General features: G+C 43.8%; 15 protein-coding genes and 1 pseudogene. 8 read left to right on the top strand and 8 right to left on the bottom strand.

Annotated elements, in window-relative coordinates:
• Positions 1-43 precede the first annotated feature (43 nt).
• A complete protein-coding gene (locus JO943_RS11925) occupies positions 44-487 on the top strand; it encodes a VOC family protein (protein ID WP_005288877.1) in 444 nt (147 codons plus the stop codon).
• Positions 488-541: 54 nt separating this feature from the next.
• On the opposite strand, the gene JO943_RS11920 is transcribed toward JO943_RS11925, so the two are convergent.
• The 5 genes from JO943_RS11920 to JO943_RS11900 all read right to left on the bottom strand — a co-directional run bounded on the left by JO943_RS11920 (position 542) and on the right by JO943_RS11900 (position 7,873).
• Positions 542-1,027 (bottom strand): DUF934 domain-containing protein, encoded by a 486-nt coding sequence (locus JO943_RS11920; protein WP_005288880.1) that lies wholly within the window; start codon positions 1,025-1,027, stop codon positions 542-544.
• The gene (locus JO943_RS11915; RefSeq protein ID WP_005226932.1) at positions 1,020-2,663 is read right to left on the bottom strand and encodes a nitrite/sulfite reductase; all 1,644 of its coding nucleotides are present in this window, start codon (positions 2,661-2,663) and stop codon (positions 1,020-1,022) included. The genes JO943_RS11920 and JO943_RS11915 overlap by 8 nt, the downstream gene beginning before the upstream one ends.
• Positions 2,664-2,836: 173 nt before the next feature.
• Positions 2,837-5,242 (bottom strand): glucose/quinate/shikimate family membrane-bound PQQ-dependent dehydrogenase, encoded by a 2,406-nt coding sequence (locus JO943_RS11910; RefSeq protein ID WP_202740884.1) that lies wholly within the window; start codon positions 5,240-5,242, stop codon positions 2,837-2,839.
• Positions 5,243-5,386: 144 nt separating this feature from the next.
• Positions 5,387-6,610 carry a carbohydrate porin gene (locus JO943_RS11905; RefSeq protein WP_202740965.1) on the bottom strand — a complete coding sequence of 408 codons (1,224 nt, stop codon included), beginning with the start codon at positions 6,608-6,610 and terminating at the stop codon, positions 5,387-5,389.
• Positions 6,611-6,754: 144 nt separating this feature from the next.
• Positions 6,755-7,873, bottom strand: a complete 1,119-nt coding sequence (locus tag JO943_RS11900) for a CaiB/BaiF CoA transferase family protein (RefSeq protein ID WP_202740883.1) — start codon at positions 7,871-7,873, stop codon at positions 6,755-6,757.
• Between the two features lie 478 nt (positions 7,874-8,351).
• Between JO943_RS11900 and JO943_RS11895 the strand changes: the two genes are divergently transcribed.
• Positions 8,352-9,365, top strand: a complete 1,014-nt coding sequence (locus JO943_RS11895; RefSeq protein WP_202740964.1) for an AraC family transcriptional regulator — start codon at positions 8,352-8,354, stop codon at positions 9,363-9,365.
• Positions 9,366-9,458: 93 nt separating this feature from the next.
• A complete protein-coding gene (locus JO943_RS11890; RefSeq protein WP_202740882.1) occupies positions 9,459-9,944 on the top strand; it encodes a GNAT family N-acetyltransferase in 486 nt (161 codons plus the stop codon).
• Between the two features lies 1 nt (position 9,945).
• Here the strand turns inward: JO943_RS11890 and JO943_RS11885 are convergent, their stop codons facing one another.
• Both JO943_RS11885 and JO943_RS11880 read right to left on the bottom strand, forming a co-directional pair.
• Positions 9,946-10,377 (bottom strand): NUDIX hydrolase, encoded by a 432-nt coding sequence (locus tag JO943_RS11885; RefSeq protein WP_202740881.1) that lies wholly within the window; start codon positions 10,375-10,377, stop codon positions 9,946-9,948.
• Positions 10,374-10,924, bottom strand: a pseudogene (locus JO943_RS11880) (AAA family ATPase). The gene JO943_RS11885 and the pseudogene JO943_RS11880 overlap by 4 nt, the downstream one beginning before the upstream one ends.
• A 173-nt stretch (positions 10,925-11,097) precedes the next feature.
• On the opposite strand from JO943_RS11880, the gene JO943_RS11875 reads away from it, so the two are divergent.
• The 5 genes from JO943_RS11875 to JO943_RS11855 all read left to right on the top strand — a co-directional run bounded on the left by JO943_RS11875 (position 11,098) and on the right by JO943_RS11855 (position 16,174).
• Positions 11,098-12,303 carry an acetyl-CoA C-acetyltransferase gene (locus tag JO943_RS11875; RefSeq protein ID WP_032870030.1) on the top strand — a complete coding sequence of 402 codons (1,206 nt, stop codon included), beginning with the start codon at positions 11,098-11,100 and terminating at the stop codon, positions 12,301-12,303.
• A 10-nt stretch (positions 12,304-12,313) separates the two neighbouring features.
• A complete protein-coding gene (locus JO943_RS11870; protein ID WP_202740880.1) occupies positions 12,314-14,449 on the top strand; it encodes a 3-hydroxyacyl-CoA dehydrogenase NAD-binding domain-containing protein in 2,136 nt (711 codons plus the stop codon).
• A gap of 167 nt (positions 14,450-14,616) precedes the next feature.
• A complete protein-coding gene (locus JO943_RS11865; protein WP_005226923.1) occupies positions 14,617-14,838 on the top strand; it encodes a hypothetical protein in 222 nt (73 codons plus the stop codon).
• A gap of 66 nt (positions 14,839-14,904) precedes the next feature.
• Positions 14,905-15,759: a patatin family protein gene (locus JO943_RS11860; RefSeq protein ID WP_202740879.1), complete on the top strand. Its 855-nt coding sequence runs from the start codon at positions 14,905-14,907 to the stop codon at positions 15,757-15,759.
• Between the two features lie 181 nt (positions 15,760-15,940).
• Positions 15,941-16,174: a hypothetical protein gene (locus tag JO943_RS11855; RefSeq protein ID WP_202740878.1), complete on the top strand. Its 234-nt coding sequence runs from the start codon at positions 15,941-15,943 to the stop codon at positions 16,172-16,174.
• Between the two features lie 26 nt (positions 16,175-16,200).
• Here JO943_RS11855 and JO943_RS11850 read toward each other — a convergent pair whose 3' ends face one another.
• Positions 16,201-16,629 (bottom strand): GNAT family N-acetyltransferase, encoded by a 429-nt coding sequence (locus tag JO943_RS11850; protein ID WP_202740877.1) that lies wholly within the window; start codon positions 16,627-16,629, stop codon positions 16,201-16,203.

Genomic DNA, 16,629 nt, shown 5'->3' with positions numbered 1-16,629 from the left:
CGATAAGTTATGCTGTGTATAAAAAAACAACAGGACGTCCCCCATGCAACTGAATCATTATTTAAATTTCAAAGGACAAACCGAACAGGCGTTTAATTTTTATAAATCGGTATTTGGCGGTGAGTTTGCCATGCTCAGCCGTTATGGTGATATGCCACCCACAGAAGGAGTCTCACTTTCCGAAGCCGATAAGAACCTGATTCTGCATGTTTCTTTACCGATCAATGAATTTACGGTATTGATGGCCTCAGATGTTAACGACCAATTCTGTGCCCCGCATAGTGTGTTTACCCAAGGCAACAATCACTATATTTCAATTAACCTCGACCCAGATGAACTTGAGGATGCACAAAGACTTTTCGATGCCTTATCGGTCAATGGTCAAGTTGAAATGCCCTTGGAAAAAACCTTCTGGGGTGCACTCTACGGTGCTTTTACCGATCAGTTCGGGATCAAATGGATGATCAATTGTCAGCTGGATGAATAAGCTTGAGAAAATAAAAAAGCTGAACCAGAGTTCAGCTTTTTTATTACAGAAGGCTTAAGCCCCGGTCTGATAACTTGCTTGCGGCACGGCAGTTGAAGCCTGATAAGGGTTGGTAAAGTCCTGAAGACCCGCAGCGGCTTCATGAATGTCCTTACCTTCTTTCACCACAAAGGTGTCAAAGCCAGAACGTTTTAAATAATTTAAAACATCCTTGAAGATATCACCGACCGCACGTAACTCACCTTGGTAACCCTGACGGCGCAATAAGGCCGCAAATGAATAACCACGGCCATCATTAAAACCGGCAAACTCAATAAAGATCGCATCAAATTCATTTAACGGAAACTGATGGGTTTCAGGAGAATCATTCACGGTAATGTACAACGCTTTTTTGCCCTGTACCTGTGCCAATTGATCAAGTTGTGCCGTAGTTAATACCACATCACCTTGAGGAAGCGTACCATCTTCTGCAATGACCTGATAGGTATTGTCTGCAATCGTGCCATCTTTAGACAGCACTTGTAGCGATGTATTAAGCATAAGCACGCTCCTTGAATGGTTGAATGCCAACACGGCGATAGGTATCAATAAAACGCTCACCTTCATTACGCAAATCAAGGTAAGTATTCAGGATTTCCTCAATCACATCAGGTACCGCATCTGCAGCAAAGGATGGCCCCAAGATATCGCCTAAAGAGGCATCATGATCTGCATGACCACCTAAAGTGATTTGATAGAACTCAGCACCTTTTTTATCAACACCGAGAATACCGATATTGCCGACATGGTGATGACCACAGGCATTCATACAGCCCGAGATATTCAGGTCAAGCTCGCCAAGATTGTAAATGGTATCTAAATCTTCAAAACGACGGCTAATTGCTTCTGAAATTGGAATTGATTTGGCATTGGCCAATGAACAGAAATCCCCACCCGGGCAGCAGATGATATCGGTAATAAAGCCGATATGCGCACGCGCCATGTTGTGATGTTCAAGGGTTTGCCACAATTCAAATAAATCTTTCTGTGGTACGTCCACCAATGAAATATTTTGTTCGTGCGTGGTACGGAACTCACCAAAGGTGTACTTATCCGCCAAGTCTGCGATTAAGTTCATTTCTTCAGAAGTAACATCACCAGGCGCAACCCCTGCACGTTTCAAGGAAATCGTAACAATACGATAGCCTTTCACTTTATGTGCATTGGTATTGACGTTAAACCACTGTTTGAATTTCGGATGCTCGGCAAACAGCGCTGTGAAGTCTTGATCTTCCAGATCCTGATAATCAAATGGCGTAAATTCTTCATCCATTTTTTTCAGGATTTCAGGTTGAATCTTTAACGCTTCACGAGTGTGTTCAAATTCAGCTTCAACTTTTTGCGCAAATACTTCTGGTGTTAATGCTTTTACCAGAATCTTGATACGTGCTTTATATTTGTTGTCACGACGGCCATGCAAGTTATAAACACGTAAGGTCGCTTCAAGATAGGCAATCAGATCTTCTCGCGGCAAGAATTCACGAATCACGCTACCAATGATCGGGGTACGGCCCAAACCACCACCTGCCATGATTTTATAGCCCATTTCACCCGCATCATTACGCACCAGATAAACACCGATATCATGGAATGCTGTTGCAGCACGGTCTTTCTCTTGCAAGGCAGATACTGCAATCTTGAACTTACGTGGCAAGAAGGCAAATTCAGGATGGAAGGTACTCCACTGACGAATCAACTCACAGGTCGGACGTGGATCGGCAATCTCGCCTGCTACAACACCCGCAAACTGATCTGTGGTGGTATTACGGATACAGTTACCCGAAGTTTGTACCGCATGCATTTGCACTGTGGCCAGTTCAGCCAGAATATCAGGCACATTTTCTAATGCAGGCCAGTTCAACTGAATATTTTGACGGGTAGAAACGTGGGCATAACCGCGGTCATATTCCGTCGCAATTTCAGCAATTTTTCTGAGTTGTTTGGTATTCATCAAGCCATACGGCACAGCGATACGGAGCATTGGCGCATAACGTTGCACGTATAAACCATTTTGCAAACGTAGTGGACGATATTCGTCTTCTGTTAATTTTCCTGCTAAATAGCGTTCTGTCTGATCACGAAACTGAGCAACACGTTGGTTAATCAGTTGTTGATCGAAATCCGTATATAAATACATGGCGTATGGCTAGTCATTCATTATAAAGGCGACTAGCATAGCGAGCTTTCATTCATCAACAAAATGCTTTTTTTGCATATTTAATAACGGTTTTATTGATAAGCCTATCTAATTGCCATAAAAAGAAAAAGCCCAGACGAATCCGGGCTTTTTAAGATGATTTCTAAATGAAATTAGTTCTTATCTGGCAAAGCATAAGCAACTAAATAATCACCCATTTTGGTACCAAATGAACCATGTCCACCGGCCATAATCACCACATACTGTTTACCATTGGCTTCATAAGTCATTGGTGTTGCCTGTCCACCGGCTGGTAAACGTGCTTCCCATAACTTGTCACCATTTGAAACATTGAAGGCACGGATGTAGTTATCTTGGGTTGCACCCACAAACATCACGTTACCGGCAGTCGAGATTGAACCACCTAGACCCGGTACCCCAATTTTCACTGCTGGCAACTGGAATAGATTTGGCAAGCTGTCACGGATGGTCCCGATACGTTTTTTCCAGACGACATCATGGGTTTTCAAATCCACACCCGCCACATAGCCCCAGCCCGGTTGTTTACACGGTAAACCGAATGGTGACAAGAACGGACTGATTTCAACCCCATATGGCGTACCATACATCGGTTGCATGCCTTGTTCTGTACCCGCTCCTTTCGCGGTTTGAGGACGGTTTGGATCCGCAGGAACCAAACGGCTGACAAATGGCAGGCCAATCGGATTCATGACGGCGACCTGACGGTCTGCATTCACAGACATACCGCCCCACTCGAATACACCGAGGTTACCAGGGAAAACTAATGTTCCGTTTTCAGAAGGTGGCGTATAGATACCGTCATAATTGAGACGTTTAAATTTCACACGACACATTAACTGGTCAAACATGGTGGCACCCCACATGTCCTTATCGGTTAACTTGTCTTTCGGTGCTAAGTTAAGGTCAGAGAAAGGTTGGGTTTTTGAATAGAACTCACCTTTGGTCTGTGGTCCCCACTTCACGGTTTGTGGTACCGGTTTTTCAGTGATCGGTACAATTGGCTGACCATTTCGGCGATCTAAAACAAAGGCATTGCCTGTTTTGGTCAAGACATAAATCGCTGGCACAGTTTGCCCCGATTTATCCTGAATATCCGCCAATGAAGGTTGTGATGGAACATCCATATCCCACAAGTCATGATGTGTGGTCTGGAAATGCCAAACCAGTTTACCTGTGGTGGCATTAATCGCCAGCATTGAGTTGGCATAACGCTCTTTCAGTTCGGTACGGTCACCGCCCCAGATATCTGGCGTACCTACACCTGTCGGTACATAAACAATGTCCAGTTTAGGATCGTAGGCCAACGGTGCCCACGCATTTGGTGAGTTATGCACAAAAGTCGTGTCTTGACCAGGCATTGCATTTGGATCAGCAGCACCCGTATCAAATACCCATAACAGCTTACCGGTATTGACGTCATAACCACGAATCACACCAGAAGGTTCTTTGCTCGAATAGTTATCCGTTACTGAACCTGCAATCACGACAGTGGTACCAGATACTACACCTGGCGATGTCGGGTTATAACCACCTGGATATGCATATGGCATGAACTCTTGCAAGTTCACTTCACCATTTTGACCAAAGTCAGAACATGCCTTACCGGTATCTGCATTCACTGCGACTAAACGACCATCGTTAACCGGAACGAAGACTTTACGTGGACACTCGGTAGAGGCCGACTTCTTCGTCTGTAAACTGGTTGCAAATTCAGTGGTATTGGCAGCATCGTAGTACATCACACCACGACAGGTTAAATGCTGGAAGGTTTTATCGGTTTTGAGTTTAGGATCAAAACGCCATTTTTCCTTACCTGTTGCCGGGTCAATCGAGATCAGATGCTGATGTGGCGTACAGATAAACATGTTATTGCCAATCTTGATTGGCGTGACCTGATTGGTGGTTTCACCTGAGTCATTTTCAGTTCTGAAATCACCGGTACGTAAGGTCCACGCTACCTTCAGGTCTTTGACGTTTTTATCATTGATCTGGGTCAATGGAGAATAGCGCTCGCCCCCCTGACTACGACCATATGCAGGCCAGTCTTCAGGTGCAATCCCGTCAACCGCTTTCGCTTGCGCAGGTTGTGGTGTCTGGATGACGCCATTGATTTCCTGAGGATCATTGAAGATTGAGTACACCATCACCACAATCGCAATTGCTAAGGTTGATGATAATGCCACCTTGCTTGATGCCAGATTATCAATACCACGTGTCACTGCAGGAATGAGTAACCAGAGACCGAGAATACCCAGAATATCAAGACGTGGTGCCAGTGCCCAGAAGTCTGTACCCACTTCCCAGATACCCCAGATCACACTTCCGAGCATAAGGGCAGCATAAACCCATAACGGGCCTGAAGCGCGTTTATAAAGTTGTACTGCCACAATCAGCAACAGCACACCTGCAACTACATAATAAAAAGACCCGCCGATTGCAGCAAGCCAGATACCGCCGATGAGCAAGAACAACGCAATGAGGGCGATAATGATCACCGTCAAGGTTCTAAGCCCAGATTTTGAAGCAGATTGATTCATAAGATCACCTTGCATCTTTTGTATTTGTAGATCCATCCAGCGCAGACATGATCGACTGGATGGTCGAGTTCAAATCACAACAAGTATTTTGCAGATACAGTCCGTTTTATGAACGCCATCTGCAAAATTGCTCGAGTACCGAAATTAGAAAATGGTTTGGAACTTGATGCCGCCCACCCAGGTTTTATCGCCATCTTTCAATGCGCCCACATGGTGTACATATTGAATATTTGGACGGATGGTGAGCCAGTTGGTGGCATGAATGCCGTAATACAACTCGGTGTTGTACTCTTCATCCAGCAAACTGTTATTTTCATCATTGGCATGGATACGTGCGACACCCAAAGCCAGTTCGTCTTGCGGACGCTGGTCCAGTAAACCTTTATAGATCAGACCGACATTTTGCATGTCTTTAACTGCATTGGTTTTGGAATCATGTACCGTGACATTGACGAAACCAGTTAAACCACGATCCGACTGACCATCATGACGGGTTAACTGTTGTTTTACGGTGAACCAGCCACCTTGTTTGTGTCCAGTCTTGGTAGGATTTTCAATTTCTGCGGCATCAGCAGTACTGTAGTAGTAGCCAAAACGGTATTCGCCAGGTAAAGACAATGCACCGAGTTTTGGTGTCCACACCACTTCAGCCGGGATAATCGCACCACGTGAACCATCCGTACTTAAATTGAAACCTTTACCACGCTGCAAGTTTTCAGGGTTGTATTCGTACGCCCCGATTTGTGCATACAGGTCAGGCTGCAAGTTGTATTTGACACGTAATGCCCACTGGCTAACTGGCCAGTTGTACCATTGATCGCCGACCCAGTTACCGACCTGCGAACCACATAAAGCCAGGTTCTGGAAGTCACAGGCAAAGCTGTTGAAATCTTCACCTTCACCAAAACGACCGACTTTAATATCCAAGGCCTGATCTAAAAATTTCTTTTTGATCCAGAGATCCGTCAGGCGCCAAGTTTGACCACGACCCCAGACTTCCTGTACAGAACTCTGGTGGCCTTGTAAACCCTCTGCAGTTTGTGACAAAGACTGACCATCACGGTAAGTGACTGTGATCTGTGCCTCAGTATCTTGCCAACCTAAAATTTTATTCAGGTCGAAGTTGGTACCCAAAGCCAGTTGTCCAGTGAATTCACTGCCATGGCTTGAGTGCTGTTTAGAATCTAAAACCCCTGCAAATTCACCCGTGTAATCAGCAGAAAATTTGTAACCCTGTTCTTGCAACGCCGTGCGTTGACCGTTCCAATCACCAAACAGCCATTGACCATTTGGGTCAAAGGCTGCAGAAGCGGCTTGAGTTTGATGTGCAAAAAGACTCAATGATAGAACGGATAAACAAGAAACAATCAAAGACTTAGAGATTGTCATGTTTACGTAACCTTTTATGTTATTGTGTATAAAAGGTTACTCTTATTTTTAAATTACAACTTATTCAAAATGTTAACAAACTGTACAATATTTTAACAATCAGTGATTAGTCGCACATATTTTCTACCACTTACCCTCGCCCAGTCCCTGCCCGATAAAGGCATACTTCATTTGAGAACGGGAAAACTTGATCGGACAGGCCAACTGTGGCTCAGTTTGTGAAGTATTTCCAGATAAAGGCACATCCACCACCCAGCCGCGTTGTTGGGCCATTGGCGAGGCCAATGCTTCATCCAGACTGAGTACCGGTTCCACACAAATATCCAGACTCTGGAACAGATGTTGCCATTCTGAGAAATTCCGGGTTTTAAACTTGTCCTGTAGAGCCTGTTTGACCATTTGACGGTCTTCAGGATCAAAAGAGGCACCTTTGGCTAACAGTACGGGTAAGTCTAAAGCAGCAGCCAAACCCGCCATAAACTGAGGCTCTAAACTTCCAACCGAGAAATAACGCCCATCTTTAGTTTCATAATAGTCGTAGAAACTCGCACCATTAAGCATGCCAGCTTCAGGCGCCTGTGCAGTCTGCCCGGCCAGACTGGCGGATGCGGCCATACTATTCAGACTCGCGACACAATCGGTCATGGAAATATCAATATACTGTCCCAAGCCACTGCGTTGACGCTCAACTACGGCGGCAAGAATGCCAATCACGGCATGCAAAGAACCGCCTGCGACATCGGCAATCTGAATTCCTAAAGGCGGTGGCCCACTATCCTGACGTCCACTATGCCCAGAAACACCCGCCAAGGCTAAATAGTTAATGTCATGACCGGCCCGATCTTTATAGGCGCCTGTCTGACCATAGCCGGTAATTGAGCAATAGATCAATCTTGGATTAATCTCAGCCAGGGTCTCATAGTCCAAGCCTAAACGGCGCATCACATCGGGACGGAACTGCTCCAGCACAATATCAAACTCTGAAATTTTAGCTTTGATCAGTTCAATATTGGCGGCATCTTTTAGATCGAGTGCGATTGACTGCTTGTTTCGATTGAGATAACTATGTGCAGTGGCCTGACCATTCGCATAGGGTGGCATAATCCTTATCAGATCGGGACGTGTTGGAGATTCAATATGGATAACTTCTGCACCCATGTCGGCAAGGTACATACTGGCAAATGGTCCTGGTAATAAAGTAGAAAAATCGAGGACTTTCAATCCCTTTAGAGCAGATGGCATGATAATTTTTACTCAATTTGTTCAAATTTTCTTTTATACTAGGTGTGGATAAACACAAAAACAATGTCATGTTCAGCCATTTACCTTGATAGTTTCGGCAATTTAACATGTATACAAGGCGCAATTATTTTTCTTGTCAATTGCCATAGGGCTTGTTAATTGATCATATATATGTTGCGTTGTTAGCAAAAATTTTATCAGACGAGACATGAAACGACAGGAATGATAATTCATTTCCGAGTTTCATAACGATGGATGAGGAAATTTTTGCCACAACCCTACGGGACAAAGGCATTTTTTGATGCTACTGCGTTATGTCATGCTCATTTAGAAGTACTAAACTTCACAAGCCATGCCTTGTATCATCTAAAAAATGTCTATTGTCGCAGCTATATCTGATCAACCAACAAGCCCTTTTTATTTTAGACGGTTATTTAGGTCAATTATCGTGAATAGTAAAGAAACTGAAGGATTCAATATGAGCCGTGATACGATCAGCATCCACTTCGTGAATGCGGCTTTAACAGGTGTTAAACGCCTAGGCATGGACGTTGAAACGTTACTTTCACATGTCGGTATAGAAGCAGAGTTACTGCGCCAACCGAAAGCTCGAATCTCTCCAGAGCAGTACACCCGTTTTATCAAGATGTTATGGATGGTTACTCAAGACGAACATGTCGGTTTTGATGTACAACCACGCCGTCTTGGTACTTTTGCCATCATGTGTCAATTGATTATTCATTCCAAGACGCTTGGACAGGCACTGGAACTTTCATCACAATTTTATAAGTTGTTTGGCGACGAGTGGGCGGTGAGCCTGGAACGTGACAAGCATGAAGCCCGTTTGGTTCCGCATATCCCTAAAGCTTTAGATCCGGATCATTTTATTACTGAAAGCATGCTAATGATCTGGCACGGTCTGGCTTCATGGTTAATCGAACGCCGTCTTCCTTTAGAACGTGTTCATTTTGGTTATGAACGTCCAAGCCATGCCGATGAATATGATGCATTGTTCTTCGCTCCGGTCATGCAGTTTGATGCGCCACGTACCGAAATTACTTTTGCTGCGGATTATCTTGATCTCCCAATCCGTCAGGATGAAAAGACTTTAGAAGAATTCTTGAAAGCTGCACCTGCACAACTGTTAGTAAAATTCAAAAACACCAACTCACTTACTTCACGTATTCGTGATGTATTAAAGAGCCAGATTGGCGAAGAAATGCCAACGCTTAATGATGTTGCTGCAATGTTGTACTTGTCACCGCAAACGTTGCGTCGCCGTTTGGCTGCCGAAGGTAAGAGCTACCAAGGGGTTAAAGATGCCTTGCGTCGTGATGCAGCGATTCATTTATTGTTGACGCCAAATCTGACACTGGAAGATGTAGCGCAACAAGTGGGCTTTAGTGAAACCAGTACCTTCCACCGTGCCTTTAAGAAATGGACAGGTGTCACCCCTGGTTTATATCGTCAATTGCACGGCCATCACAACTAATTTTTCATTCGAGTGTTCAACTAGAGATTGTTGAACGCTCGTTTAAAACTATGGTAAAAAATAAGCTTAATTTTACGATAAGCTTGAACAACAATGATCATAAAAAAAGCTGACTTCTCTCACTCACAAGTCCAAAATCTCATTCATATCCATTTGCATGGCCTGCATCAAAACACCCCACTTGAACATAGTTTTGCATTAGACCTCAGTAGCTTGCAAAAAGATTCAATTAGTTTTTATACCTTATGGAATGATGATCAATTACTGGGCTGTGGCGCAATCCAAGAGCTGACACCCGGCCATGCAGAAATCAAGTCTATGCGGACGCATCCTGATCATTTACGTCAAGGCGTCGCAGCACAACTACTTGAATTTTTATTAAAACTCGCTCAGCAACGTCACTATCAAAGAGTGAGCTTAGAAACAGGAAAAGACGTTCACTTTGATGCCGCAATCAAACTTTATAAGAAGTTTGGTTTTGTTGAAGGTGCTGCTTTCGCAGAATATAACGAATCACCCTACAACCAATTCTTTCATTTAGATTTATCGAATGAGTCCATAAACTCAAGCTTGAGTTAAACTACACATTGAATAACCATTGTTCAATGCCTTTTGGATAAACTGGATATTGATTGAGTGCGATTTGTTCTCGACTCAACCACTGTGCGATATAGGTATGTCCATTGGTTTCGCAACCCTGTATGTGATGTTGCTTATAGATATGTGAGTCTATAAATTCAGCCTCATATACGAAAACAATTTCATGACCTTGCTGTCCATCGAAAGTGAATAAATTCTCCAACACACCTAATAATTTGGTTTTGCAAATCTGCTGTTGAATTTCTTCTAAAACTTCTCGTGCAATTGCCTGTGTAGATGTTTCCCCAAACTCAATACCACCACCGATTGGCCTAAAATAGATTTCATCTTTACTTGGGTCATAGCCTTGTGACAATAAAACCTTATCTTGATATCGAAAAATACAGAGTGCTTTGGTTTTAATGGCTGTCATGGTGTCGGCTTTATCTGCTTTAAAAATATTGCGGCCTGTTTTAGCGAAGTCAGATGAATAAACTGGATATGCTGATAAGCTGATAAGCTGGATTTTGCATTAAGTCGAGATATTTCTTTCGATTTTTAGGATACGATTTGATGAGCCAGATAAAAATAGATTCTTTAGATAGCATCAATTTTAAACTTTCCCGATTATTCGAGTTTTCCCATAACTTTTTCCTGCTAATCACACGCCCGAATGTACGCTTACTCAAACGATATAAATTGATGTGAAAGGCATAATCAAGCCAGATAACGGTATCTACCTTTTCCATAATCATTGGAATAGTAGGGGTATAAAGCCCGTCAATGACCCACCCAGTCTCAGCATTTTCCATCGCGATTTTTAGCTTCAGAAATAAAGCATCATTTGGCGATTCTTGCCAATCATCCAGCCAGAGTAAATTATCAAGTTCGATGTTTTGTAATTTTGTTTTTTCGGCCAATTGTCGGGCTAGTGTAGATTTGCCAGAACCTGTGGTACCAATAATATTAATGAATTTCATTTAATCAATATATTTTATTTATGGTCGGTTAGTGTACTGATGAATCTATTTTTCAATCAAGTCGTCAAATTGGCGAAAAACATCAAACTTGCCAACGTTTATCATCATTGCACTGACCTTTAAATTGAGTACACTCGATAAACAACAATTTTAAGGTGATACAAGGAAAACCTATGAGCGAGGCCTACATTATTGATGCCATTCGCACGCCACGCGGAAAAGGAAAAAAAGATGGCTCACTGCATGAAGTCAAACCGATTACTTTACTCACATCATTACTGAATGAATTACAACAACGCCATCAACTCGACACGTCAAAAGTAGATGATATCGTTTTAGGCTGTGTCACGCCTATTGCAGACCAAGGCGGTGATATTGCTAAAACCGCAGCGATTGCAGCGGGCTGGAATGATGATGTTGCTGGCGTGCAAATTAACCGTTTCTGTGCATCTGGTTTAGAAGCTGTCAACTTGGCCGCACAAAAAGTCCGTTCTGGTTGGGAAGATGTAGTCGTTGCAGGTGGTGTGGAATCGATGTCTCGTATTCCAATGGGTTCTGATGGCGGTCCTTGGGCACTTGATCCTGAAACCAACTTAAAGTCGTCTTTTGTACCACAAGGTGTTGGGGCAGATTTAATTGCCACTTTAGATGGTTATAGTCGTGAAGATGTCGATGCGTTTGCAGTCGGTTCACAACAAAAAGCAGCTGCAGCTCAAGCAAAGGGATATTTCGATAAATCAGTGGTGCCTGTCAAAGATCATTCAGGTGTACTGATCTTGGAAAAAGATGAATTTATTAAAGGCAATACCACCGTTGAAGGTTTGGCAAAACTGAATGCCAGCTTTGAAATGATGGGACAAATGGGCTTTGATGCCGTTGCCTTACAGAAGTACCCAGAAGCACAGAAAATTAACCATGTGCATCATGCAGGTAACTCCTCAGGCATCGTCGATGGAGCTGCAGTAGTGTTACTGGCTTCTGAAAAAGCAGTGAAAGAACAAGGCTTAAAACCACGTGCCAAAGTATTGGCAACAGCATTGGTCGGTACCGATCCAACCATTATGCTGACAGGTCCTGCGCCTGCTGCGCGTAAAGCCTTGGCCAAAGCAGGCTTAACGATTGATGATATTGACCTGTTTGAAGTGAACGAAGCCTTTGCTGCCGTAGTGATGCGTTTTATCAATGAGCTCAAGGTTCCAGCCGAGAAAGTCAATGTGAATGGCGGTGCAATTGCGATGGGTCATCCACTCGGTGCAACGGGTGCCATGATTTTAGGCACCTTGCTGGATGAATTAGAGCGTCAAGGTAAAAAACGTGGTTTGGCCACATTGTGTGTCGGTGGTGGAATGGGGATCGCCACCATTATTGAGTTGGTGTAAGGAGCACAACATGAGCGCTATTAAATACGAAAAAAACGCTGACAATATTGTAATTCTTACCCTTGACTCATCGGGTCAATCTGCCAACACCATGAATACAGAATTCCGAGAGTCACTTCAAGACGTCAGTCAAAAGCTCAAAATAGAAACTGATCTGAAAGGCATTATTTTCCGTTCTGCCAAGAAAACCTTTTTTGCCGGTGGAGACCTGGATGAACTGATTCAGGTTCAGCCTGAACATGCCACTGAATTTTTCAAGATGATTGAAGAGCTCAAGGGTGACTTACGTGCGATTGAAACTTTAGGTGTACCTGTTGTTGCTGCCTTAAATGGTACGGCGCTCGGTGGCGGTTGGGAAATTGCTCTAGGCTGTCATTACCGTATTGCCATCAATGATCCAAAAACCAAATTTGGTTTGCCTGAAGTCACTTTAGGCTTGCTGCCAGGTGGTGGTGGTATCGTGCGTATGGTACGTTTACTTGGCCTGCAAAATGCATTTCCGTTCCTCATGGAAGGCAAGCAATTTGGTGTCGATAAAGCAAAATCACTCGGTTTGGTACATGACACCGCCGAGAATGAGCAAGAGCTGTTAGATAAGGCGATTGCCTGGGTCAAAGCCAATCCAAAGTCACAGCAACCTTTTGATGTTAAAGGTTACAAAATTCCGGGTGGCGATCCGAAAACCCCTGCTGTAGCACAAGTACTTGCCATTGCGCCTGCGATGCTACGTGATAAAACCAAAGGTTGCTACCCTGCGCCTGAAGCGATCATGGCGGCAGCTGTTGAAGGTGCACAAGTCGACGTCGATACCGCTTTACGTATCGAATCGCGTTACTTTACCCAGCTTACTGTGGGCCAAGTTTCCAAAAATATGATCGGTACCTTCTGGCATGGTCTGAATGCAATCAAATCAGGTGCGAGTCGTCCTGCGGATGTTGCAAAATGGCAAGCCACTAAAGTCGGTGTATTGGGTGCTGGGATGATGGGTGCAGGCATTGCCTACTCGACGGCAATCAAAGGCATCCCTGTGATCCTGAAAGATGTCTCGGTTGAAAATGCAGAGAAAGGTAAAGCCTACTCTCAAAAGCTTCTCGACAAACGTGTTTCTCAAGGTCGTATGACCGCAGAAAAACGTGATCAGGTTTTAGCGCTGATTACGGCAACCGCTGATGCAGCAGATCTGCAAGGCTGTGATCTGATCATTGAAGCGGTATTTGAGAATCAGGAATTAAAAGCCAAAGTGACTCAGGAAGCTGAACAATATTTGGCTGAAGGGGGCATCTTTGCATCAAATACCTCGACCCTGCCAATCACAGGTTTGGCGACAGCAAGTAAAGATGCTCAGAAGTTCATTGGCCTACACTTCTTTAGTCCAGTAGATAAGATGCAACTGGTTGAAATTATTAAAGGCAAAGAGACTTCTGCGGATACCTTGGCGAAAGCCTATGACTTTGTGCAGCAAATTGCCAAGACGCCGATCGTCGTCAATGACAGTCGTGGCTTCTTCACCAGCCGTGTGTTCGGAACCTTTATTCAGGAAGGGATGCGTTTACTTGCAGAAGGTGTACATCCAGCCAAAATTGAAATGGCAGCATTGAAAGCTGGTATGCCGGTTGGCCCACTGGCGATTCAGGATGAAGTCTCTTTAAGCTTGACTGAACACGTTGCTAGCGAAACCCGTAAAGCCTTACAGGCTGAAGGTAAAGATTTACCGAAAACCCCTGTCGATGACGTGGTGCATACCATGATTCACGAGTTGAATCGTAAAGGTAAGGCAGCAGGTGCCGGTTTCTACGACTATCCTGAAAATGGCAAAAAGCATTTATGGGATGGACTCAGCCGTTGGCAGAAAGATAACAGCATTTCGGAACAGGACATGATTGACCGCTTCCTGTTTGTACAGGCGCTGGATACTTTACGTTGCTATGAAGAAGGTGTTTTAGAGTCTGTCATTGATGCCAATGTCGGTTCAATTTTTGGAATCGGTTTTGCACCGTGGACAGGTGGAGCGATTCAATTCCTGAATCAAAACGGGATTGAGCAATCCTTGCAGCGTGCTCAACAACTGGCAGACCAATATGGTGAACGTTTTGCACCACCACAACGCTTAAAAGACCTCGCGCAGAGAAAAGAAATCATTCAATAATTTTATGCTCTCTGCGTTGCAGATCAGCCCTTATGGAACTCGTTGTCTGTACGGGCTTTTTTCTTTTTTCAATGGCATGCCAGTAAAACTTTCGAGCATTACATCACGATTTATGCTATAACCACCAACAGTTTTGCTTTAATTTTTTTGTCCTTTGGAACTATCTTATGTCTGAGAAACTCTGTCCAGAAACCTCACCGTGGGGTTGGAAAGCATTAATTATCACCTGTATTCTAAGCTTTATTTTTATGGTGGTTTTCTATTTAGCCATGAATAATGAACCAGATTATATGCCGATGAACAAAAATAAAGTGGCGCCTCAGTCTGAAATGTCACAATCATCCATGATGTCTGAAACTAGCATGGAAAACCACCAGCACAATCACTAAAGTGTTATTGTGGAATATGATAAATCCGTGTAAAACATGGATTTATCATATTATTCGAGATATTCAATGCTTCAACAAAATCGTCAGGCACTGGTTGTTGAAGGTGGTGGAATGCGCGGTGCATTCACCAGCGGTGTCCTAGATGCATTTTTACAGCAACAATTTAATCCCTTCGATCTCTGTGTTGGTGTTTCTTCTGGTTCAACCAATGTCGCCAACTATCTGGCTGCACAACAAGGCCGTACCCTACAGATCTACTTAGATCATTCGCTTCGAAAAGAATTTATTCATTATGGCCGTTTTTTCAAAGGCGGTGACCTGCTCGATTTAAAATGGATGTGGGATGTCGTAGAAAGCGAACACCCACTGAATCAGGCACATTTATTTGCCAGTCATCCTGAATTTTATATTGTCCTCACCCACGCCATTACCGGCGAGGCCACCTATATTAAAGCTTCAAAAGACAATATTCTGGATGGTCTAAGAGCCTCTAGCTCCATTCCGGTACTGACACGCCAAGCCGTTGAGGTGTTTGGAGAGCCTTATTTCGATGGCGGTGTAGCAGACGCCTTGCCGGTACTTTGGGCAGCACAACAGCATGATGTTTCCAAATTGATGGTCGTACGAACCCGTCCCCAGAATTATTATAAAGCGGGCAGCAAAGGCGATCAGTTCCTTGCAAAATACCTATTCAAGCAAAATCAAGGCTTTGCACAAAGCCTATTGTCCAGAACACAACGTTATAATGATTCGGTTCAGTTTGTGCGCACCCCATCAGGACAAAAAATTCTGGAAGTCTGCCCACCCGATCTGAAAAATATGGCAGGCCGACTCACCAAGAATAAGGCCAAAATCCGTTATAGCTATGATGTAGGTTTAGATGTTGGCTTACAGGCCATCGAAGACTGGAACAAACTTTAAATCTCATACTAAGACAGGATCAGCGTGGTCATGTTGATCCATCCTTCATATCTCCCGAATATTTTCCTTTTAGACTGTCCCGTTAACTCAATAGAATTCACATTGCTATTTTAGACTTGGCAACAGCAGCGAAAAAGGCGCAAAATCTGCTTTTATTTTTTTATTTATTTGGGAATTGATTATGAATAAGCAGCCATCCCCACAAAAACATTCAAATGAAACCGTATTGGGATGGAAATTTGTCATCATTGTTGGGGTACTCAGTACCATTTTTTTAAGTTTTTTCTATTTAGCGATGACCCAAGAACCTGATTATATGCCTGGCGCGCAACGCAAGGCACAGCAACAGAAAGCGCATGCTCAGGAAGAGGCTGCTCCGGCCAGTTCCGAAGTAGCGGAGCAATCTAAGCAGTAATCAGATCAATGAATGCCAATGACAGCTTAGTTCTTTGCTGTGATTGGCATGATCATTTCAATATGAGGAATACCACATTCATCATATGCCTTGCCTTGTACTGCAAATCCAAGCTGCTCATAAAATGAAATCGCATGCACTTGTGAGGATAGATGCAGAAATTCACGCTGCTGCTGTCGTGCATAAGCCAGAATCTCTTGCATGATCATTTGGCCAAGACCTTGCCCCCGATAAGCCTTCAGTACTGCAACTCGCCCCACACTATTATTTTGTAATAATCGTGCTGTCGCAATCGGCTGATCCTGATCATAAAGGACAAAGTGTTGTGAGATCGCATCTTGCTCATCCCACTCATCTGCTTCCTCAATACCTTGTTCCTGAATAAAAACCAATGTCCGGATCAATTTCGCATCTTGCTGTAATTGATCCCAAATGCCCTGTTTGACTTGATACAT

Source organism: Acinetobacter sp. 'aerobic (ED)', assembly GCF_904886855.1.
Taxonomy (GTDB): domain Bacteria; phylum Pseudomonadota; class Gammaproteobacteria; order Pseudomonadales; family Moraxellaceae; genus Acinetobacter; species Acinetobacter courvalinii.
The sequence above is the reverse complement of the archived record's forward strand: the minus strand, read 5'-3'. Positions and strand labels throughout refer to the sequence as shown.